This is a genomic window from Microbulbifer sp. HZ11, from assembly GCF_000708675.1.
GTDB lineage: Bacteria > Pseudomonadota > Gammaproteobacteria > Pseudomonadales > Cellvibrionaceae > Microbulbifer.
Window position 1 is genome coordinate 307,333 of the sequence record NZ_JELR01000005.1, and the last position, 19,297, is coordinate 326,629.

Annotated in this window: 16 protein-coding genes; 10 read left to right on the top strand and 6 right to left on the bottom strand. The window is 59.9% G+C overall.

Annotation, left to right across the window (positions count from 1 at the left end; translation table 11 throughout):
- Position 1 precedes the first annotated feature (1 nt).
- The gene (gene uvrA, locus AU11_RS17075; RefSeq protein ID WP_043320828.1) at positions 2–2,827 is read right to left on the bottom strand and encodes an excinuclease ABC subunit UvrA; all 2,826 of its coding nucleotides are present in this window, start codon (positions 2,825–2,827) and stop codon (positions 2–4) included.
- Between the two features lie 150 nt (positions 2,828–2,977).
- Between uvrA and AU11_RS17080 the strand changes: the two genes are divergently transcribed.
- The 4 genes from AU11_RS17080 (at position 2,978) to AU11_RS17095 (ending at position 7,361) form a co-directional block, all read left to right on the top strand.
- Positions 2,978–4,381 carry a mannose-1-phosphate guanylyltransferase/mannose-6-phosphate isomerase gene (locus AU11_RS17080; RefSeq protein WP_043320979.1) on the top strand — a complete coding sequence of 468 codons (1,404 nt, stop codon included), beginning with the start codon at positions 2,978–2,980 and terminating at the stop codon, positions 4,379–4,381.
- Positions 4,382–4,510: 129 nt separating this feature from the next.
- Complete coding sequence (locus tag AU11_RS17085) at positions 4,511–5,683, top strand: MFS transporter (RefSeq protein ID WP_043320830.1); 1,173 nt, start codon at positions 4,511–4,513, stop codon at positions 5,681–5,683.
- A gap of 246 nt (positions 5,684–5,929) precedes the next feature.
- Positions 5,930–6,496: a single-stranded DNA-binding protein gene (gene ssb / locus AU11_RS17090; RefSeq protein ID WP_043320831.1), complete on the top strand. Its 567-nt coding sequence runs from the start codon at positions 5,930–5,932 to the stop codon at positions 6,494–6,496.
- Positions 6,497–6,512: 16 nt separating this feature from the next.
- A complete protein-coding gene (locus AU11_RS17095) occupies positions 6,513–7,361 on the top strand; it encodes a sugar nucleotide-binding protein (RefSeq protein WP_043320833.1) in 849 nt (282 codons plus the stop codon).
- A gap of 96 nt (positions 7,362–7,457) precedes the next feature.
- Here the strand turns inward: AU11_RS17095 and fabB are convergent, their stop codons facing one another.
- Positions 7,458–8,681 carry a beta-ketoacyl-ACP synthase I gene (gene fabB / locus AU11_RS17100; protein WP_043320835.1) on the bottom strand — a complete coding sequence of 408 codons (1,224 nt, stop codon included), beginning with the start codon at positions 8,679–8,681 and terminating at the stop codon, positions 7,458–7,460.
- Between the two features lie 76 nt (positions 8,682–8,757).
- Positions 8,758–9,282 carry a 3-hydroxyacyl-[acyl-carrier-protein] dehydratase FabA gene (gene fabA, locus AU11_RS17105; RefSeq protein ID WP_043320837.1) on the bottom strand — a complete coding sequence of 175 codons (525 nt, stop codon included), beginning with the start codon at positions 9,280–9,282 and terminating at the stop codon, positions 8,758–8,760.
- A gap of 298 nt (positions 9,283–9,580) precedes the next feature.
- Here fabA and galU point away from each other — a divergent pair, with 298 nt between their 5' ends.
- Together galU and AU11_RS17115 are read left to right on the top strand one after the other, a co-directional pair.
- Positions 9,581–10,417 carry a UTP--glucose-1-phosphate uridylyltransferase GalU gene (gene galU / locus AU11_RS17110; protein WP_043320839.1) on the top strand — a complete coding sequence of 279 codons (837 nt, stop codon included), beginning with the start codon at positions 9,581–9,583 and terminating at the stop codon, positions 10,415–10,417.
- Positions 10,418–11,767 carry a phosphomannomutase/phosphoglucomutase gene (locus AU11_RS17115; RefSeq protein ID WP_043320840.1) on the top strand — a complete coding sequence of 450 codons (1,350 nt, stop codon included), beginning with the start codon at positions 10,418–10,420 and terminating at the stop codon, positions 11,765–11,767. It abuts the gene before it with no gap.
- 299 nt (positions 11,768–12,066) lie between these two features.
- On the opposite strand, the gene ispB is transcribed toward AU11_RS17115, so the two are convergent.
- Positions 12,067–13,029, bottom strand: coding sequence for an octaprenyl diphosphate synthase (ispB, locus tag AU11_RS17120; protein WP_043320842.1), 963 nt, complete (start codon positions 13,027–13,029; stop codon positions 12,067–12,069).
- Between the two features lie 283 nt (positions 13,030–13,312).
- On the opposite strand from ispB, the gene rplU reads away from it, so the two are divergent.
- The 4 genes from rplU (at position 13,313) to proB (ending at position 16,428) form a co-directional block, all read left to right on the top strand.
- Entirely contained in the window at positions 13,313–13,624 is a 312-nt protein-coding gene (gene rplU / locus AU11_RS17125; RefSeq protein ID WP_010132159.1) for a 50S ribosomal protein L21, read from the top strand.
- 31 nt (positions 13,625–13,655) lie between these two features.
- A complete protein-coding gene (rpmA, locus tag AU11_RS17130) occupies positions 13,656–13,913 on the top strand; it encodes a 50S ribosomal protein L27 (protein ID WP_010132157.1) in 258 nt (85 codons plus the stop codon).
- Between the two features lie 102 nt (positions 13,914–14,015).
- Positions 14,016–15,221, top strand: a complete 1,206-nt coding sequence (gene cgtA, locus AU11_RS17135; protein WP_043320844.1) for an Obg family GTPase CgtA — start codon at positions 14,016–14,018, stop codon at positions 15,219–15,221.
- A 73-nt stretch (positions 15,222–15,294) separates the two neighbouring features.
- Positions 15,295–16,428, top strand: a complete 1,134-nt coding sequence (gene proB / locus AU11_RS17140; RefSeq protein ID WP_043320845.1) for a glutamate 5-kinase — start codon at positions 15,295–15,297, stop codon at positions 16,426–16,428.
- Between the two features lie 248 nt (positions 16,429–16,676).
- Here proB and rpsT read toward each other — a convergent pair whose 3' ends face one another.
- Both rpsT and AU11_RS17150 read right to left on the bottom strand, forming a co-directional pair.
- The gene (rpsT, locus tag AU11_RS17145; RefSeq protein ID WP_043320846.1) at positions 16,677–16,943 is read right to left on the bottom strand and encodes a 30S ribosomal protein S20; all 267 of its coding nucleotides are present in this window, start codon (positions 16,941–16,943) and stop codon (positions 16,677–16,679) included.
- 282 nt (positions 16,944–17,225) lie between these two features.
- Complete coding sequence (locus AU11_RS17150; protein WP_043320847.1) at positions 17,226–19,286, bottom strand: ATP-binding protein; 2,061 nt, start codon at positions 19,284–19,286, stop codon at positions 17,226–17,228.
- Positions 19,287–19,297 lie beyond the last annotated feature (11 nt).

Genomic DNA, 19,297 nt, shown 5'->3' on the forward strand with positions numbered 1-19,297 from the left:
TCTACTTTTTTAACATGGGCTTCAGGAAGCGCCCGGTATGGGAACCTTTTACCTTGGCCACCTGCTCCGGTGTGCCGGTGGCGATGATTTCACCACCGCCGGAGCCGCCCTCCGGGCCTAGGTCCACAATCCAGTCCGCGGTCTTGATGACATCCAGGTTGTGTTCGATCACCACGATGGTGTTGCCGTGGTCGCGCAGTCGGTGCAACACATCGAGCAGTAGCTGAATGTCGGCAAAGTGCAGGCCGGTAGTGGGCTCGTCGAGAATGTACAGGGTTTTGCCGGTGTCCCGCTTCGACAGCTCGCGGGACAGCTTTACCCGTTGCGCCTCACCACCGGACAGAGTGGTCGCTGCCTGACCCAGCTTGATATAGGAAAGGCCCACGTCCATCAATGTCTGCAGTTTTTTGGCGATCGAGGGTACCGGGTCGAAAAACTCCCGTGCGTCCTCTACTGTCATTTCCAGTACCTCGTGGATACTTTTACCCTTGTACTGAACTTCGAGCGTTTCGCGGTTGTAGCGTTTGCCTTTACAGGTATCGCAGGGCACGTAGATATCTGGAAGGAAGTGCATCTCCACCTTGATCACGCCATCACCCTGACAGGCTTCGCAGCGGCCGCCTTTGACGTTGAAGCTGAAACGGCCGGGCTTGTAGCCCCGGGAGCGGGCTTCCTGGGTGCCGGAAAACAGCTCGCGAATAGGAGTGAAAATACCCGTGTAGGTGGCGGGGTTGGATCTCGGAGTGCGCCCGATCGGGCTCTGGTCGATGTCTACGCACTTGTCGAAATGATCCAGCCCCTCGATCGCCTTGTGCGGTGAAGCTTTCAGGGTGGTGGCCTTGTTCAGGGCGGTGGCCGCCAGGGGATACAGGGTAGTATTGATCAGGGTGGATTTACCGGAACCGGATACACCGGTGACGCAGGTGAACAGGCCCACCGGAATTTCCAGGTCTACATTCTTCAGGTTGTTTCCAGTGGCACCCTTGATGCGCAGGAAATCTTCACCCGCGGGATTGCGCTTTTTCGGTACCGCAATCTGTTTGGTGCCGGAGAGGTATTGGCCGGTCAGCGAGCGCTCACAAGCCGCAATCTCGTCGTGGGTGCCGGCGGCAACCACTTCGCCCCCATGTACGCCGGCACCGGGGCCGATATCCACAATAAAGTCTGCTGCGCGGATGGCGTCTTCGTCGTGCTCCACCACGATGACGGTGTTGCCGATATCCCGCAGGTGGGTGAGGGTATTCAGCAGACGTTCGTTGTCCCGCTGGTGCAGGCCGATGGAGGGTTCATCGAGAATATACATCACGCCCACAAGGCCGGCGCCGATCTGGCTGGCGAGGCGGATGCGCTGGGCTTCGCCGCCGGACAGGGTTTCCGCGCTGCGGTTGAGGGTCAGGTAATTCAGTCCCACATCCACCAGGAAGCGGAAGCGATCGCGCAGTTCTTTGAGGATCTTGTCGGCGATTTCTTTCTGCGCGCCCTGGAACTTGAGCTGGTCGGCGAAGTATTCAAACGCATCGCCCACTGGCAGTTCGGTGATCTGCGCCAGGGTGCGGTTATCCACAAATACATGGCGGGCTTCCCGGCGCAGGCGGGTGCCGTGGCACTCGGGGCACTGCTGGGTGCTCAGATATTTGGCCAGCTCCTCGCGCACCGACTGGGATTCGGTATCCCGGTAGCGGCGCTGGAAGTTGGGGATAATGCCCTCGAAAGTATGACGGCGTACGGTGATGTCGCCGCGGTCGTTCACGTAGCTGAAATCGATCGGGGTGTCGCCACTACCGTGCAGGATTACCGCGCGGTATTTTTTTGCGAGCTTTTTCCACGGTTTGTCCAGGTCAAAGCCGTAGTGCTCGGAAAGGGAGTCGAGCATGTGGTAATAGTAAATATTGCGCCTGTCCCAGCCGCGGATGGCCCCTTCGGAAATGCTGCTTTCCGGGTCCAGGATTACCTTGTCTTCGTCGAAGAACTGGTTAACGCCGAGGCCGTCGCAGCTGGGGCAGGCACCGGCCGGGTTGTTGAAGGAGAACAGGCGCGGTTCCAGTTCGTCCAGTGAGTAATCACACACCGGGCAGGCGTGGCGGGCGGAAAACAGGTGGTCGTCGCGGTCGCCGTCCATAAAGCTGATAGCGGCGATACCGTCGGTCAGGTTCAGTGCCGTTTCGAAGGACTCCGCCAGGCGCAGCTGGAGGTCATCACGTACCTTGAAGCGGTCCACCACCACTTCGATGGTGTGCTTTTTGCGCTTGTCCAGCTTCGGGGTATCGTCGAGGTCGCACACGGTGCCATTGATGCGCGCCCGTACGAAGCCGTCCCGGCGCAACTGTTCGAACACATGCAGGTGTTCACCCTTGCGGTCCCTTACCACCGGCGCCAGCAGCATGACCTTGGTGCCCTCCGGCAGCGCCAGCACATGGTCCACCATCTGGCTGATGGTCTGGGCCTGGAGCGGTACGTGGTGATCCGGGCAGCGAGGCTCGCCGACGCGGGCAAACAGCAGGCGCAGGTAATCGTAGATTTCGGTGATGGTACCCACAGTGGAGCGCGGGTTGTGGGAGGTGGACTTCTGCTCAATGGAGATGGCCGGAGACAGGCCCTCTACCGTGTCCACATCCGGCTTTTCCATCATCGACAGGAACTGGCGCGCGTAGGTGGATAGCGACTCTACATAGCGCCGTTGGCCCTCGGCATACAGGGTATCGAAGGCGAGTGAGGACTTACCAGAACCGGACAGGCCGGTAATCACAATAAGTTTGTCGCGGGGAATATCCAGGTCGATATTCTTCAGATTGTGGGTGCGGGCACCCCTGACGTAAATCGTGTCCACTCGGGTTCCTGTATCGGTATTTGGTGTGACTTGCGCGTCGGGTTAACCGGAACCCGGCGGACGCAAACGGTCAAGTATAATGTGCGGCGCCGTTGTGCCAAAATCCCCGGCCATCTGAACTTAAAACCGTCTGTTGTGGATGCGGAAATCATGATCCCCGTTATTTTGTGTGGTGGCACTGGTTCGCGCTTGTGGCCCCTTTCCCGCGAAGCTTACCCGAAGCAGTTTCTCTCCCTGATCGGCAGTGAGACGCTGTTACAGGCGACTGCCCTGCGCCTGGACGGGCTTGCGCAGGTGCAGGCTCCCATACTCGTATGCAACGAAGCGCATCGCTTTGCCGCGGCGGAACAGCTGCAGGAAGTGGGGCGCGGGGCTCAGTCGATTCTGTTAGAGCCCTGCGCACGTAACACCGCACCGGCTATTGCGCTGGCGGCCCTGGCCGCCCAGGAAAACGAGCGGGATCCACTGCTATTGGTGTTGCCGGCAGATCACGCGGTTGCCGATAAGACGGCCTTTCAGGCGGCGGTGGCCGCGGCAACGCCGCTTGCGGAGTCCGGGCGCCTGGTGACCTTTGGTATCGTGCCCACCTGTGCCGAGACCGGTTACGGATATATCCGCAGCGGTGAGCGCCTGGAGGGCGGCTGGGGTGTGGCCGAGTTTGTGGAAAAACCGGACCTGGCCACCGCGGAGAAATACCTCGCCAGCGGCGAGTACAACTGGAACAGTGGCATGTTTCTGTTCCGTGCCTCCCGTTTTCTGGAGGAGCTGGCACAGTTCCAGCCGGAGATGCTGGAAATCTGTCGCGCGGCCTTTTCCCGCGCCGTACGGGATCTCGACTTTACCCGTGTCGATGCAGAGCTGTTCGCCCGTTGTCCCTCTGACTCGGTGGACTATGCGGTAATGGAGAAGACCGAGTCGGCGGCGGTCGTGCCGATGCAGGCCGGGTGGAGCGATGTAGGCTCCTGGTCCGCATTGTGGGAGCTAGCTCAGAAAGACGAGTGCGACAACCTGCTGCAGGGGGATGTGCTTACCGAAGATGCCAGTGGTTGTCTGGTACACGGCGGCGATCGTCTGATCGGTGTGCTCGGTGTCCGGGACCTGGTGGTGGTCGACACCGACGATGCACTGATGGTGGCGGACAAATCACGGGTGCAGGACGTGAAAAAGCTGGTTGAACAGCTCAAGCGGAGCGAGCGCCGCGAGGCGGAGAATCACCGCAAGGTGTTTCGCCCCTGGGGTTATTACGATTCCATCGATGCCGGCCCCCGCTTTCAGGTCAAACGCATCGTCGTCAAACCCGGCTGTCAGCTGTCCCTGCAGATGCATCACCACCGCGCCGAGCACTGGATCGTGGTGCGTGGCACTGCAAAAGTGACCCGCGGCGACGATCAGCTGTTGCTGACCGAGAATGAGTCGACCTTTATCCCTCTCGGGGTGGTGCACCGCCTCGAAAACCCGGGCGCCATCCCCCTGGAGCTGATCGAGGTCCAGTCCGGCAGCTATCTCGGCGAAGACGACATTGTGCGCTTCGAGGATCAGTACGGGCGCGACTGAGGCGCCGTCCAGCCACTGTCTCGTACTAATAGTCTTGAACTATCTTGCGGTTTGGTCGCCGGGGGATCTTTCCTTGCGGCCAGCGCTGGTACAATGCGCGCCGATATTTTCTGTGTCCGGATTTTTTGAATGAATTCCACCGAACGCCGTGCACTCGCCGGTCTTGCTTCACTGTATGTTTTCCGCATGCTCGGCCTGTTTATGGTACTGCCGGTACTGTCCCTGTATGGCAGTGATTATGTGGGCAGTACGCCGGCTCTTCTCGGACTGGCGCTGGGGGCTTACGGACTGAGCCAGGCGATTCTGCAGATCCCCCTGGGGGTGCTGAGTGACCGCTGGGGTCGCAAGCCGGTAATCTTCCTGGGGCTTGTCGTGTTTGCTTTGGGGAGTGTGGTAGCGGCCGCTACGGACTCCGTATTCGGTCTGATTGCCGGGCGTCTTCTGCAGGGGGCCGGCGCCATCGCCGCGGCAACCATGGCCCTGGCTGCCGACCTGACCCGGGACGAAAACCGCGGTAAGGCGATGGCAGTCATCGGCGCGTCCATTGGCGTGGCGTTTGTGCTGGCCGTGGTGTTGGGGCCGCTCGTTGCGGGCGTCGGTGGCCTGTCGGCCATCTTCTGGCTGACCGCCGTATTGGCCCTTCTCGGTATGCTGCTGGTGTGGCGGCTGGTACCGAATCCGGAGCGCAAAGAGCGCCGTGGCCCCCAATCCGGTGACTTTTCGAAATTGCTGGCCGAGGGTTCCGTGTGGCGCCTGGTGTGTGGGGTGTTTTTTCTGCACCTGCTGCTCACCGCTCTGTTCGTCCCGCTGCCGCTGTTGCTGGTGGAGCAGCTGCAACTGCCCAGCGAGCAGCACTGGAAGCTCTATGCGCCACTAATGCTGGGTGCCTTTGTGGTCATGCTGCCGCTGATGCGCATGGCGGAAAAGCGCCAGCAGGTACCTGCGGCCATGCGCCTCGCCTTGCTGGGACTGGTATTTGGCGGTGTGGCTCTGATGCCCTCGGTGCAGGGAAGCTGGATTGTGGTCTGTCTGGGATTGTTCTTTCTCGCCTTCAATCTGCTGGAGGCCCTGCTGCCGGCGCAGCTTACCCGGGTGGCTCCGGAGGAGTGTCGCGGCGCCGCTACCGGCTTCTATGCCACTGCCCAGTTCCTCGGTGCCTTTGCCGGTGGCAGCATCGCTGGCATCCTTTATGGGCAGGGTGGCGCGGGGCTGGTGGCCACTTTCATTCTCGGGGTGCTGGTGGTCTGGTCCATCAGTTGGTGGCAGCTGCGGGGTACCCGGGTGCCTGTTGCAAGCGCCTGACTCCGCGATTCCGCTCATTCCTTCGTTGTGTCCGACAGGTCGGCCGCTGCGGCGGTGACGGCGCCCTGCCGAGTGTTGTATCCTGCTGGATATAAATACACTGCTGGCCGCGCTCAGTGCCCCGGGAAGGTCCTGGAAGATCGTTCCGCACGAGGGCCGCGAGCGCTGAATTTCCGTCAGAATTCTTAACTTTATCTTGAACATGAGAGCTCCCGTGATATCGGGGGCGGCAGAGAGGAGAGGCACATGGCTTCCAGAGGCGTGAACAAAGTAATCCTGGTGGGCAACCTGGGTGGTGATCCGGAGACCCGCTACATGCCGAGCGGCGGAGCCGTGACCAATATCACTGTGGCCACTTCCGAGACCTGGAAGGACAAGCAGAGCGGCCAGCAGCAGGAGCGGACTGAGTGGCACCGCGTGGTGTTCTTCAACCGCCTGGCGGAAATCGCCGGTGAATACCTGCGCAAAGGCAGCAAGGTATACCTGGAAGGTTCTCTGCGCACCCGCAAGTGGCAGGACAAGAATTCTGGTCAGGATCGCTACACGACCGAAATCGTTGCCGCTGAAATGCAGATGCTGGACAGCCGGGGTGAGGGTGGCTACCAGCAGAATCAGGGCGGTGGATTCCAGCAGCAGAACCAGGGCGGTTATGCCCAGGATCAGGGCGGCTACCAGGATGAATATTCCCAGGGGCGCTCCGCACCTTCTCCGATGGCGCCTTCCCAGCAGGGCGGCCAGGCGCAGAACAAACCTTCAAACCAGCCGCCGGCGGGTGGTTTTGACAACAGCTTCGACGATGACATCCCCTTCTGAACGGATCTGAACTGCGATGCATCACACCGGCTATACCCCGGATACGGTCGCTGTAATTGGTGCCGGTAATGCGCTGGACAGCGCCCTGCAGAAGGGACTGCAGAAAGTGGGCTTCCGGGTGCAGCTACTCGGGGCGGAGCAGTTTGTTGCCAGCGGACTCGCTAGCGGTGTCAGGCCGATCGTTGTGAACGCTGCCAGCTGTGCCGGCGGCCCCCGGATGAGGGAGGCCAAGTCAGTGTGTGAGGCGCTGTTAAACCAACCGAGTCATGCGGTACTGCACCTGTCCTCCTACGGCGTATTTGGCCGTGTGCGGGGCAAAAAAATCGACGAAGAAGCGGAGCCCGCTCCACTTTCCGAGCGAGGTGAGGACTGGCTCGCCTGCGAGCAGATCCTGTCCCGGCTGGAAAACGCCAGTATCCTGCGTTTGGGCTGGCAGGTGGATCGCAGTGAAGATGCTCTGCTTGGCCGAATTCTGCGCACGCTGCTGGATGGACGTGCGGTGTCTCTTGACGATGTCAGCCGGGGAAATCCGGTAACCGTATCGGATCTGGTACGGGTTGCTGTGGCGGTTACCCAGCAGTTGGCCAGTGGCGCACCAAAATCCGGCCTGTATCACTACGGCTCTGCCGACACCTGTACCGCCATGGATTTTGGTCGTGAGGTGGTGGACCGGGTGCGCAGCCTTTATGGGGAAGACTTTGCTGCGGAGCTGGTTACCCTGGAACCGGGTGAGGAGGATCGCTCTTCGGTGCTGTCCTGCGAGCGCTTGCGCGATGTGTTTGGCATCCAGCAGCGCAGCTGGCGCCAGGGGCTGACCCGGCAGGTGGAGTTGTGGCTCGAGCGATTGCAGAAGAGCGCGACCTGACCGCACTGCTTGCTGAGCTCCAACCACGAAAAAGGGCGAACCCCACGGGATTCGCCCTTTTTCTTTCTGCTTGCCGGACAGTGTCCGGCAGCGCAATCAGATCTTGTCGAAGATCAGGCTGGCGTTGGTACCACCAAAGCCGAAAGAGTTCGACAGCGCGCGGTTGACCTTGGTCTCCCGCAGCTCGGTCACCAGATCCAGGCCTTCCGCAGCTTCATCCACAGTCTCCACATTGGCAGAGGCGGCGATAAAGTCGTTCTGCATCATCAGCAGTGAGTAGATGGCTTCCTGAACGCCAGCGGCACCCAGGGAGTGGCCGGTCAGGGACTTGGTGGAGGCAAATGCCGGCACCTTGTCACCGAACACTTCCTTCATTGCGCGCAACTCGGCCACATCGCCCACCGGAGTGGAGGTGCCGTGGGTGTTGATGTAGTCCACACCACCTTCCAGGCCGTTGCCGTCCATACCCGCCAGTGCCTGCTGCATACAGCGCGCTGCACCTTCACCGCTCGGAGCCACCATGTCATAACCGTCGGAGGTGGCACCGTAACCCACCAGTTCGGCGATGATGTTGGCGCCGCGGGCCTTGGCGTGCTCGTACTCTTCCAGCACTACACAGCCGCCGCCACCGGCGATGACAAAGCCGTCGCGGTTTGCATCGTAGGGGCGCGATGCGGTAGTGGGGGCATCGTTGTACTTGGAGGACAGGGCGCCCATGGCGTCAAACAGGTGTGTCAGGCTCCACGCCAGCTCTTCACCGCCACCGGCAAATACCACATCCTGCTTGCCCATCTGGATCAGCTCTGCACCGTTGCCGATACAGTGTGCGGAAGTGGCACAGGCGGAAGAGATGGAGTAGTTCACCCCCTTGATCTTGAACGGGGTGGCCAGACACGCAGACACGGTGCTGCCCATGACCTGAGGTACCCGGTAAGCACCTACACGGCGCACACCCTTGGTTTTCAGGATATTGGCCGACTCGATGATGGCTGCAGTGGAAGTGCCACCGGAACCCATCACCAGACCGGTACGCGGGTTGGATACATCGGATTCTTCCAGGCCCGCCATTGCGATGGCTTCCGCCATGGAAATGTACGCGTAGGCCGCGGAATCGCCCATAAACCGCAGGTGCTTGCGGTCGATATGCTCTTTGAAGTCGATATCGACCACACCGGCGATCTGGCTGCGCAGACCCAGCTCGGCGTATTCATCCATGGTGCGGATGCCGCTGCGGCCGGCTTTCAGGGAGGCCAGCACTTCTGTCGTGTTGTTACCGATACAGGAAGTGATGCCCATTCCGGTAATGACTACCCGGCGCATAGTGATCTCCAGTAAAACTTGTTGTGTGAATTGTTATTGTTTTATGTGACAGACGCTTGATGGATTACTTATCCGATCAGAAGTTGTCGGTACGGGTAAACAGGCCCACGCGCAGATCTTTGGCGGTGTAGATCTCACGGCCATCGACGGATACCGATCCATTGCCAATGCCCATCACCAGCTTGCGCTCAACCAGGCGGCTCATCTGAATATGGTATGTCACTTTTTTGTTGGTCGGCAGGATCTGACCGGTGAATTTCACCTCACCACAGCCCAGGGCGCGACCGCGGCCGGGGTTGCCTTTCCACGCCAGGAAGTAGCCGAGCAGCTGCCACATGGCGTCGAGGCCGAGGCAGCCGGGCATGACCGGGTCGCCGGGGAAGTGACAGTCAAAGAACCACAGGTCCGGCGTGATATCCAGTTCGGCGATCAGCTCCCCTTTGCCGAATTCACCGCCGTCTTTGGCAATGTGCGTAATGCGATCCAGCATCAGCATGTTGGGAGCAGGCAGCTGGGCATTGCCCGGGCCGAACATTTTGCCCTGGCTGCATTCCAGGAGTTCTTCACGGGTGTAGCTGCTTTTTTGAACGAAATTACTCATTGGGTCCCCGATTCTGGGTATTTCTTACACGAGCCGGCATTCTAAGCGCTAAGGAGTCCTTGTCCAGTCGGTCATAACCCTTTTTGTGACTGGAACTGTCCCAATTAGCCCTTGACCAACCTTGTGTGGCTTGAAACTCCGGACATCTTGCCAGATTGCCCGGCCGCTGCGCCGGATGCTGGCTGGCGGGAGATTGCACCTGAATGTTGCAACAAAATTGTGATAACTTTCGGCGTTTCGGGAAATGGCCAGAGTCTGCCAAAGGTTCCCAGGCACGAATATTAATGAGGGGAGTGTCATGCTCAAAAAATGTCTTTTCCCGGTCGCCGGCTACGGCACCCGTTTTCTGCCCGCCACCAAGGCCATGCCCAAGGAAATGCTGCCCCTGGTCAACAAGCCCCTGGTGCAATACGGGGTGGAGGAGGCCATTGAGGCCGGGTTGACCGAGATCGGGTTTGTAACTGGCCGCGGCAAGCGCGCCATCGAGGATCACTTCGATACCAATTTTGAGCTGGAACACCAGATTGCCGGCACCGGCAAGGAGCGCTACCTGGATTGTGTGCGCCAGGTGATCGACAGTGCCAGCTTTTCCTATACCCGCCAGGGGGAGATGCGCGGTCTGGGTGATGCCATCCTCCAGGGCCAGCGGCTGATCGGCGATGAGCCCTTCGGCGTGGTGCTGGCGGATGACCTCTGCCTGAATGAGGATCTCGGTGTACTGGGCCAGATGGTGCAGCTGTACAAGCAGTTCCGTTGCAGTATCGTCGCCGTTGAGGAAGTACCCAAAGAGCATATCCACAAGTTCGGCGTCATTGCCGGCAATGAAATCAAGCCCGGCCTCTACCAGGTCACCGATATGGTGGAAAAACCCAAGGCCGAAGACGCGCCGAGCAATATGGCGATTATCGGCCGCTATGTGCTGACCCCGGATATCTTCGACCTGATTCGCGAGACACCGCCGGGCAAAAACGGTGAGGTGCAGATTACCGATGCGTTGCTGACGCAGGCCCAACGTGGTTGTGTTCTTGCATACCGTTTTAAAGGCCGCCGCTTCGACTGCGGCTCGGTGGATGGCTTTATCGAAGCCACCAACCATGTATATCAAAATATTTATCTGCCCGGGGAGAGTGGCTGAATGTCTGAGTTAACCTGTTTTAAAGCCTATGACCTGCGCGGCCGGGTGCCGGATGAGCTGAACACGGATGTCGCTTATCGAGTAGGTCGCGCCTTCGCGCAATTCCTCGACGCCCGTCGCGTCGTGGTCGGTCACGATATCCGTCTGACCAGTAGCGAGCTGACCGATGCCCTGGCCAATGGCCTGCGCGATGCTGGCGCCGACGTTTACCACATTGGTGAATGCGGTACCGAAGAGATTTATTTTTCTACCTTCCATGACGACTTTGATGGCGGCATCTGCGTGACCGCCAGCCACAACCCCATGGACTACAACGGTATGAAGTTCGTGCGCGCCGGCTCCCGCCCGATCAGTGGCGACACCGGCCTGCTGGATATCAAAAAGCTCGCTGAAGAAAATAATTTTGGTGAAGTGGAAAAGCGCGGAGAAATGCACACCTTTGCGCACCGCGACGATTTCGTAAAACACCTGCTCGGTTATGTGGACGTTTCCGAACTGAAGCCGCTGAAGCTGGTGGTCAACGCCGGTAACGGTGGTGCCGGTAGCGTGGTGGATGCGCTGGCACCTCACCTGCCATTCGAGTTTGTGCGCGTGCACCACGAGCCCGATGGTAGCTTCCCTAACGGTATCCCCAACCCGATCTTGCCGGAAAACCGCGAGTCTACTGCTGCAGCGGTACGTGAGAGCGGTGCGGATTTCGGCATTGCCTGGGATGGTGACTTTGATCGCTGCTTCTTCTTTGATGAAAGCGGCAACTTTATTGAAGGTTACTACGTTGTCGGCCTGCTGGCGGAGGCATTCCTGCTCAAAAATCCGGGTGCCAATGTCGTCCACGATCCACGCCTGACCTGGAATACCGAAGACATCGTAAAAGCGGCGGGCGGTGAACCGGTACAGAGCAAAACCGGCCATGCGTTTATTAAAGAGCGGATGCGCAAGGAAGATGCCATTTACGGTGGCGAGATGAGCGCGCACCACTATTTCCGCGACTTCGCCTATTGCGACAGTGGCATGATCCCGTGGTTGCTGGTGGCCGAACTGGTAAGCCGCAGTGGCAAGTCTCTGTCCCAGCTGGTGGGTGAGCGCATGGCCGCTTTCCCTTGCAGTGGCGAGATCAATTCCAAAGTGGAAGATCCCAAAGCCCTGTTAAAGGCGGCGGAAGCAAAATATGCAGGCGACGCTAACAGCGTCGAACACGTGGATGGCCTGAGCGTTGCTTTTGATGATTGGCGGTTCAACCTGCGTATGTCCAACACCGAACCGGTTGTGCGTCTGAACGTTGAATCCCGTGGGGATGAGGCGTTGATGAAGGCCAAGACTGAAGAGTTACTGGGTCTGATTCGCAGGTAGTGGGTTCTGGGCTGGTGCTTCGTTGTAACCCCTGTTGCACTTTGTAGCGGGGCTTAGTGGCGGTCCTGCCATCGGGTACTGCCTTGCGAGACACGCCGTGAACCCATCCATGGGGGCTCTTCTAAAACGTCCCTGTTTTAGAAGGTCTCGCAAGGCAGTACCCGATAGCAGGGCCTTCGCATTGCAGCTTTGTATGTTGGCCAACCTCTGGTTGGTAGTGGGTTGGTGCCGCGCCGCCACTGTGGGAATAAAAAGACCCCAGAATCAAAAAGCCCCGGAATAACTCCAGGGCTTTTTGGTTAGGTAGTCCGCTGAATCGAAAACTCCGCAAGCTGCCTGAGTGCAGTTTTGTGCTCACCGTCTGGCAAAAACTCCAGTTTTTCCAGAGCCAGCGTCACTTCTTTCCTCGCCCGATCAAAAGTGTAATCCAGAGCGCCACAATTCTCGATGGCCGCCACGATCTCGGTGAGTTTCTCCGAACTCTTTTGCTCAATGGCTGCCTTCACCAGAGCCGCCTGTTCCGCTGTGCCATTCGCCATGGCGTAAATCAGCGGCAGGGTGGGTTTGCCCTCGGCCAGGTCGTCACCCACATTTTTGCCCAGCTCTTCCGAATTACCCCGGTAATCCAGTGCATCGTCGACGAGCTGGAACGCGGAACCCAGGTGGCGGCCGTACAGTTTCAGGGACTCCCGTTCGTCGTCAGTACAGCCGGCCAGTACTGCCGCGGTCTCACAGGCGGCCTCGAACAGGGCACCGGTCTTCTTATGGATGACTGTCAGGTAGTTTTCTTCGCTGACCGCTGGATCGCCCGCGTTCACCAGCTGCTGTACCTCGCCCTCGGCAATGGTATTGGTGGTATCCGACAGGATGGACATGATGTCCATATCCCGCAATGCCACCATCATCTGGAAGGCGCGGGAGTATAGAAAGTCCCCCACCAGCACCGCCGGCGCATTGCCCCACTGGGCATTGGCGGTGAGACGTCCGCGGCGCATGTCCGAGGTGTCCACCACATCGTCGTGCAGCAGGGTCGCGGTGTGGATAAACTCGATAATCGCCGCCAGGGTGATATGTTTGCTGCCCTGGTAGCCTGCGGCGCGGCTGCACAATAGCACCAGTAGCGGGCGCAAACGCTTGCCGCCTGCCTCGACCAGATAGTGTCCGATGTTCTCCACCAGGGGAACGTCCGAGTGCAGTTGATCAATGATATGTTGGTTGACGGCGGCGAAGTCGTCCGCGGCTACCTGATGAAAGGGCAACATGCAGGGTCCTTAATACTTCTCTGTATCGATTTACGGCGGCAAGCCTAGCGGTTTTGGCCCCGGGCGGAAAGGAAGCCTGTCGGAAAAGTGCACTATTGTATCAATCGGACGAATTGATTAGAATCTGCGCCCCGCTTGAACCCGGCCTGTCCTCTGGGCGGCACAATGAGCGGGGAAGAAGTATCAATCATCAACGGCGCAAGCTCCCAAAATGCTGGCTAACCGGTCATTTTTAATCTGACCAGGCCGCTGCTTCGTGTCGTCCATTTTGGAGCATAGAAATATGTACGCTGTTATCGAAAGCGGTGGCAAACAACACCGTGTAGAGGAAGGCGAAGTACTGCGCCTGGAAAAAATTGAAGTCGCTACTGGCGAATCTGTCGATTTCGACAAGGTTCTGATGGTAGTGAACGGTGACACCATCAACATCGGTGCCCCGGTAGTGGAAGGTGCCAAGGTGACTGCAGAAGTGCTGAGCCACGGCCGCGGCGAAAAAGTACGGATCATCAAGTTCCGTCGTCGTAAGCACTCCATGAAGCGTCAAGGCCACCGTCAGTGGTACACCGAAGTTAAAATCACTGGCATCAAAGGCTAATCACCAGGTAATAGAAGAGGAGTAACTACTCATGGCACACAAGAAAGCTGGCGGTAGTACGCGCAACGGTCGCGATTCCGAAAGTAAACGCCTGGGCGTTAAGCGCTTTGGCGGCCAAGCGGTTTCCGCAGGCAGCATCATCGTTCGTCAACGTGGCACCAAGTTCCACGCTGGCGTTAACGTTGGTATGGGCAAAGATCACACCCTGTTCGCGACTGCCGATGGCGTTGTGAAGTTTGAGGTGAAAGGCGCCAACAACCGCAAGTTTGTTTCCATCGAAACAGCCTAAGCGGTCATTACGCCCGATCGAAAAGCCCCGCATTCGCGGGGCTTTTTTGTATTGATCAGCCGCAAATTACACTGAAGACCGGACAACCCGGTAAGTAGAGACATGAAATTTGTAGATGAGGCGCCGATTACGGTGCAGGCCGGCAACGGCGGTAAAGGGTGCTTGAGCTTCCGGCGCGAGAAGTTTGTCGCCAAAGGTGGCCCCGATGGGGGTGACGGTGGCGACGGCGGCTCCGTGTATCTGGTGGCCGATGAGTCACTGAACACCCTGGTGGATTACCGCTATCAGCCCAACTATCAGGCCCAGAACGGTGAGGCCGGTCGTGGTCGCAACTGTACTGGCGCCAAGGGTGAGGATCTGGTGCTCAAGGTGCCGGTGGGAACCACCGCGATTGATGTCGATACCGGCGAAACTCTCGGCGACCTGCTGGAACCCGGTGAAAAGCTGCTTGTTGCCCAGGGCGGCTGGCACGGCCTCGGCAATACCCGCTTCAAATCCAGTACCAACCGCGCCCCGCGCCAGACTACGCCGGGCAGTGAGGGAGAGCGCCGCAACATCAAGCTGGAGCTGAAGGTGCTGGCGGATGTGGGCATGCTCGGTCTGCCCAATGCGGGCAAGTCCACCTTTATTCGCGCGGTGTCTGCCGCCAAGCCCAAGGTGGCTAATTATCCGTTTACCACTCTGGTGCCGAATCTCGGTGTGGTCAAGGTGCAGAAGTACCGCAGCTTTGTGATCGCCGATATTCCCGGTCTGATCGAGGGTGCCGCGGAGGGTGCCGGCCTGGGTATCCGCTTCCTCAAGCACCTGACCCGCTGTCGTGTGCTGCTGCACCTGGTGGACCTGGCCCCGTTCGACGGCTCCGATCCCGCGCAGAACGCCCTGGCGATCGAGCGCGAGCTGGAAGCTTTCAGTCCGACACTGGCTGGGCGCGAGCGCTGGCTGGTGCTGAACAAGACCGACCTGGTGCCGGCGGACGAGTTGGAAGAGCGCTGCCAGTCGGTGGTCAATGCGCTGGGCTGGCAGGGGCCTGTATTCCGGGTGGCGGCCATTCGCGGCGACGGCACCGATGTGCTGTCCGGCCAGCTGATGGATTACCTGGAGGATATCAAGGAGCAGGAGGAGCGCGACGGCGAGTTGTTCGAAGCCGAACAGGAAGCCCAGCGCCAGATGCAGCGGGAAGCCCGCGAGCGCATCGACCACCTGCGCGAGGCCCAGCGTGCCAAGCGCAAAGCGGCGAAAGAATCTGGTGAGGATGACGAAGATTGGGACGACGATGACTACGACGTCGATGTAGAATATCGTCCCTAAGTAGTCTGCCCCTGCAGCGCAAAATCCTGTGTGAGGATTTGACCGCAGGGGCATATCCCCACACGAGGAAGAAATGGACTCCATCTCGCCGCGCCAGCAGCTTGCCGCCAGCAAGCGCTGGGTCGTAAAAATTGGCAGTGCCCTGTTGACCGACAATGGCCGCGGTGTAAACCGCGCCGCCATCCAGAACTGGGCCGGCCAGATCAGCGCCCTGCGTCGCCAGGGTATCGAAGTATTGCTGGTTTCCTCCGGTGCCGTGGCGGCGGGAATGGACCGATTGGGTTGGCGCAAGCGTCCGGAGTCCATCCATCAATTGCAGGCGGCGGCTGCCGTGGGGCAGAGCCATCTGGTGCAGGTCTATGAGCACGCCTTCGGTCAGTTCGACTGCCGCACCGCACAGATCCTGCTGGATCACGACGACCTCTCCAATCGCACCCGTTACCTGAATGCCCGCAGTACCATCAAGACACTGCTGTCTCTCGGCGCGGTGCCCATCATCAATGAAAATGACACGGTGGTGACCGACGAGATCCGCTTTGGTGACAACGACACTCTGGGTGCGCTGGTGGCCAATCTGGTAGAGGCGGACGTGTTGTTGATTCTCACCGATGCCAATGGTCTGTTTACCGAAGATCCTCGCGACAACCCCGCAGCCGAGTTGGTGCGCGAGGCGACGGCCACAGATCCGCGTCTGGTGGCCATGGCGGGTGGTTCCCGCAGTGGTCTGGGGCGCGGGGGGATGGCGACCAAGGTGCGCGCCGCGCAGCTGGCGGCGCGCTCCGGTGCGCGTACGGTGATTGTGGGTGGCGCCGAGGATTCGGTGATCGAGCGTGTGGCGGCGGGGGAGGATCTCGGGACGCTGCTGCTGCCTGAGGCGGATTTGCTTACCGCGCGCAAGCGCTGGCTGGCGGGACAGTTGCAGGTGCGCGGTAAGCTGGTGCTGGATGCGGGTGCCGAGCGGGCGCTGCGCGACCAGGGTAAGAGCCTACTGCCGGTGGGGGTTGTGGAGCTTGAAGGTCGCTTCCATCGCGGTGAGCTGGTCAGCTGCGTGAATGGTGCCGGTGAAGAGATCGCCCGCGGGCTGGTGAATTACGATAGTTCCGAGGCGGTAAAGATCTGTGGGCAGCCCTCTGACCGCATCGTCGAGTTGCTCGGTTATCGCGACGACGACGAGCTGATCCACCGCGACAACCTGATTCTTCTCTAGGTTTTATTCTGGATTTTTTGGCGGTTCCGCTACCGGTTAAAGCCTTGCGAGACACGCCGTGCACCCGGTCCAGCCGCCTCAGCGCGGCGCCTTCGGCCCCTGGGGGGCTCTGCGAAAACATCCCTGTTTTCGAAGGCCTCGCAAGGCTTTAACCGGTATCGAAACCTTCTCGCCGGCTGTTGGTAGTTTCTTTCCGACAATAAAAAACCCCGCATTAGCGGGGTTTTTTGTGCTCAGGAAGCGGCGGCTTAGGCGGCCAGCTTCTTGATCTGGGCATTCAGGCGGCTCTTATGGCGAGCGGCCTTATTCTTGTGAATGATGCCCTTGTCGGCCATGCGGTCGATAACCGGCACAGCAGCCTCGTAGGCAGTCTTGGCTTTTTCCGCATCACCTGCATCAATGGCCGCAACTACCTTTTTGATGTAGGTGCGCACCATGGAGCGCAGGCTGGCGTTGTGATTGCGGCGCTTTTCGTTCTGGCGCGCGCGTTTCTTCGCTTGGGGTGAGTTGGCCACCGGTTGCTCCTGTCTGGAATCTGTAAAATCTCGAACAATCGGGCCGGGGGCCCGTTTGGGACGCGACATTATCCCCAGCGTTGGTTGTTTGTCAACCGCTTGGGGTGCCAGTTTGTGACCACCTGGGCGGGGGTGGATACGCCTCGATGGTTTGCCTGATGTAAAACCCTGTCATGCCGGACTTGATCCGGCATCCAGCTTCGTGGCACTGGATTCCGGGTCAGGCCCGGAATGACGAAGTGGTGGTTCATCGTAGGGTGGATAAGCGCAGCGCATCCACCACTAACGCGGCAAAAGCAAGGTAAAGATGACACCGCGCCCGTCTTCCCGGTTTGCCGCCTTAAGCTCCCCCTGATGGAAATCCGCGATCAATCGCGCAATATGTAACCCCAGCCCCAGGTGCCCCGCCTTGCCGCCGTCGTTGCGCACCGACACCAGTGAGTCAAACAGCTTCTGCCCGAACCCTTCCGGCAGTAGCGGGCCGTCATTGCTGACGCTGATGTGGTAGGCCCTGGTGGTGGTTTCCAGTTCAAACTGGATTTCGCTGTCCTCCGGGGCAAAGCTCACCGCGTTATCGGCAAGCTTATCCAGCAGCTGCGCCAGCAACTCGGGGGCGCCGTAATAGAGCTGGGGGCCGTCCGGGCTTTGCAGGCTAAAACGATGTGATGGATGCGCGTCCGCGTAACTTTGGGTAAGCAGTTGCAAAAGGTCGTGCAGGTCAAATTCTTCCCTGTCTGCTTGGCTGATGCTCGCTTCCAGGTGATTGGCAGCGGACAGTGCGTTGAGGATCGAGGACAGCCGTGCACCACCTTCCGCGGCGCGTTCGGCGTAGCGCCGGCTATCGCTGTCCAGTTCGCCGGCGGCCAAGTTGTCCAGGGAGGAGCGCATTACCGCCAGAGGGGTGCGCAATTCGTGGGAGAGTTTGCTGGCCAGGCTGCGCAGATATTGGTGGTAGTGGTCCAGCTCGCTCAGCAGGCTGGCAAAGGCCCGGTTCAGGGCGCCCAGCTCATCGTTGAGGATGGGCCTGGGGAAGCCGCCGCGCAGGCGACCGCTGGCGTCTACCGCCGTCTGCGCGGCCTTGTGCAGTTTGCGAATGCGCCAGGACAGCCAGCTGGCGTAGCCGAGCAGGAGTAGCAGAACCAACCCTGCGGCACTCGCGGTGGTGAGCCACAATCGGCGTGCGGCGGACTCGGTGAGTGATTGCAGGGCGCTGGTGGACTGGGCGGTGATTACCCGCCCCAACAGCGGGCGCTCGATAATGTTGTCGGCGCGGGTGACCACCGGCACGCTGACTGCGCCAATGCGTTCGTCACTGCGGGAGCCCGTGTAGCCCGAGGGGGCAGCGAACCACTGGCTGGCCGTTTCCCGATTCTGTGTCAATGTCTCGGGGAGGTGGTTGTCGGGTAGTGGCGGCAATGCTCCGGTGGCGAGCACCTGGCGATAGAACCAGTCTCTTAGCCAGCCGTAGCCTCCAGGTGTATTTTCGTCGAGTTCGTGCCGGTGCCAGTCGCGACCGGTGCGAGCCAGTAGAAACCCTTCCTGATCGACCACTGTCAGCTGGAGTTCCGGGCGTGCGAAGTGCTCCAGTTCCTGTTGCAGTACCGGCAGGGGCTCTACAAGAGTGCCCGGCCGGCCATCGGTGGGCAGGGTGCCGGCGATACGTGCCGGTATGCCGCCGTCGCTGCGTTCTCGGTCCAGTATCCGCACGGCCAGCTCACCGTTACTGAGGGTAGACGGCATTGTCAGTTCCAGCTGGTAGCCTTGTGGTGAGGCGGCCCAGCGTCCACGAATTCGCAGCTCCCGTTCGTACTTCCCGCGCCTTGGGTTATACCACATAGCCTGTACCGGGCCCTGGCTCGCTACCGGCAGGGTGTATTGCTGTTGCGCTGTGTAAAGCTCAATGGTATCGCCGTTGGATACGCCGGGGACGCGAGGATCCCGGTAGCTGGGGGTTGTGTCTTGTGCTGTGAGCAGCAGATAGATCTGGCTGCCGCGCCTGCCCAGGGTAATGCGCGCCTGTGGGTTGCCCCGTTGGTCCTCGAGGACGCGCGGGGGGAGGCCTTGCGCACGCCACTCCTCTCCGTAGCCGTCCAGGACCGGCGCCTGCCGGAGAGGGTTGAGGTACAGCTGCGCACCCGGGGGGCGCCCGGTGCGTCTGGAATCGGGCGCAATCAGTTCCGGCGCGCTGGCCAGGCGTGCGGCAATTGCATTTGCCGTTGCTTCCAGTGTTTGCATCTGCCCCTGACTCAGGGCCTCGTCCACCTGGCGCAGGTACTGGCACCCCGCCCAGGGTAGGGCAAGCGTACACAGGCTGAGCAGGACTAGCTGGCTGCGAAGCTTCATGTCGGGGCGAG

What these genes read in the sequence shown, in the direction of transcription:
- AU11_RS17080 (WP_043320979.1), top strand. Translation starts at nt 2,978, where the DNA reads ATGATCCCCGTTATTTTGTGTGGTGGCACTGGTTCGCGCTTGTGGCCC.
- AU11_RS17085 (WP_043320830.1), top strand. Translation starts at nt 4,511, where the DNA reads ATGAATTCCACCGAACGCCGTGCACTCGCCGGTCTTGCTTCACTGTAT.
- ssb (WP_043320831.1), top strand. Translation starts at nt 5,930, where the DNA reads ATGGCTTCCAGAGGCGTGAACAAAGTAATCCTGGTGGGCAACCTGGGT.
- AU11_RS17095 (WP_043320833.1), top strand. Translation starts at nt 6,513, where the DNA reads ATGCATCACACCGGCTATACCCCGGATACGGTCGCTGTAATTGGTGCC.
- fabB (WP_043320835.1), bottom strand. Translation starts at nt 8,681, where the DNA reads ATGCGCCGGGTAGTCATTACCGGAATGGGCATCACTTCCTGTATCGGT.
- fabA (WP_043320837.1), bottom strand. Translation starts at nt 9,282, where the DNA reads ATGAGTAATTTCGTTCAAAAAAGCAGCTACACCCGTGAAGAACTCCTG.
- galU (WP_043320839.1), top strand. Translation starts at nt 9,581, where the DNA reads ATGCTCAAAAAATGTCTTTTCCCGGTCGCCGGCTACGGCACCCGTTTT.
- AU11_RS17115 (WP_043320840.1), top strand. Translation starts at nt 10,418, where the DNA reads ATGTCTGAGTTAACCTGTTTTAAAGCCTATGACCTGCGCGGCCGGGTG.
- ispB (WP_043320842.1), bottom strand. Translation starts at nt 13,029, where the DNA reads ATGTTGCCCTTTCATCAGGTAGCCGCGGACGACTTCGCCGCCGTCAAC.
- rplU (WP_010132159.1), top strand. Translation starts at nt 13,313, where the DNA reads ATGTACGCTGTTATCGAAAGCGGTGGCAAACAACACCGTGTAGAGGAA.
- rpmA (WP_010132157.1), top strand. Translation starts at nt 13,656, where the DNA reads ATGGCACACAAGAAAGCTGGCGGTAGTACGCGCAACGGTCGCGATTCC.
- cgtA (WP_043320844.1), top strand. Translation starts at nt 14,016, where the DNA reads ATGAAATTTGTAGATGAGGCGCCGATTACGGTGCAGGCCGGCAACGGC.
- proB (WP_043320845.1), top strand. Translation starts at nt 15,295, where the DNA reads ATGGACTCCATCTCGCCGCGCCAGCAGCTTGCCGCCAGCAAGCGCTGG.
- AU11_RS17150 (WP_043320847.1), bottom strand. Translation starts at nt 19,286, where the DNA reads ATGAAGCTTCGCAGCCAGCTAGTCCTGCTCAGCCTGTGTACGCTTGCC.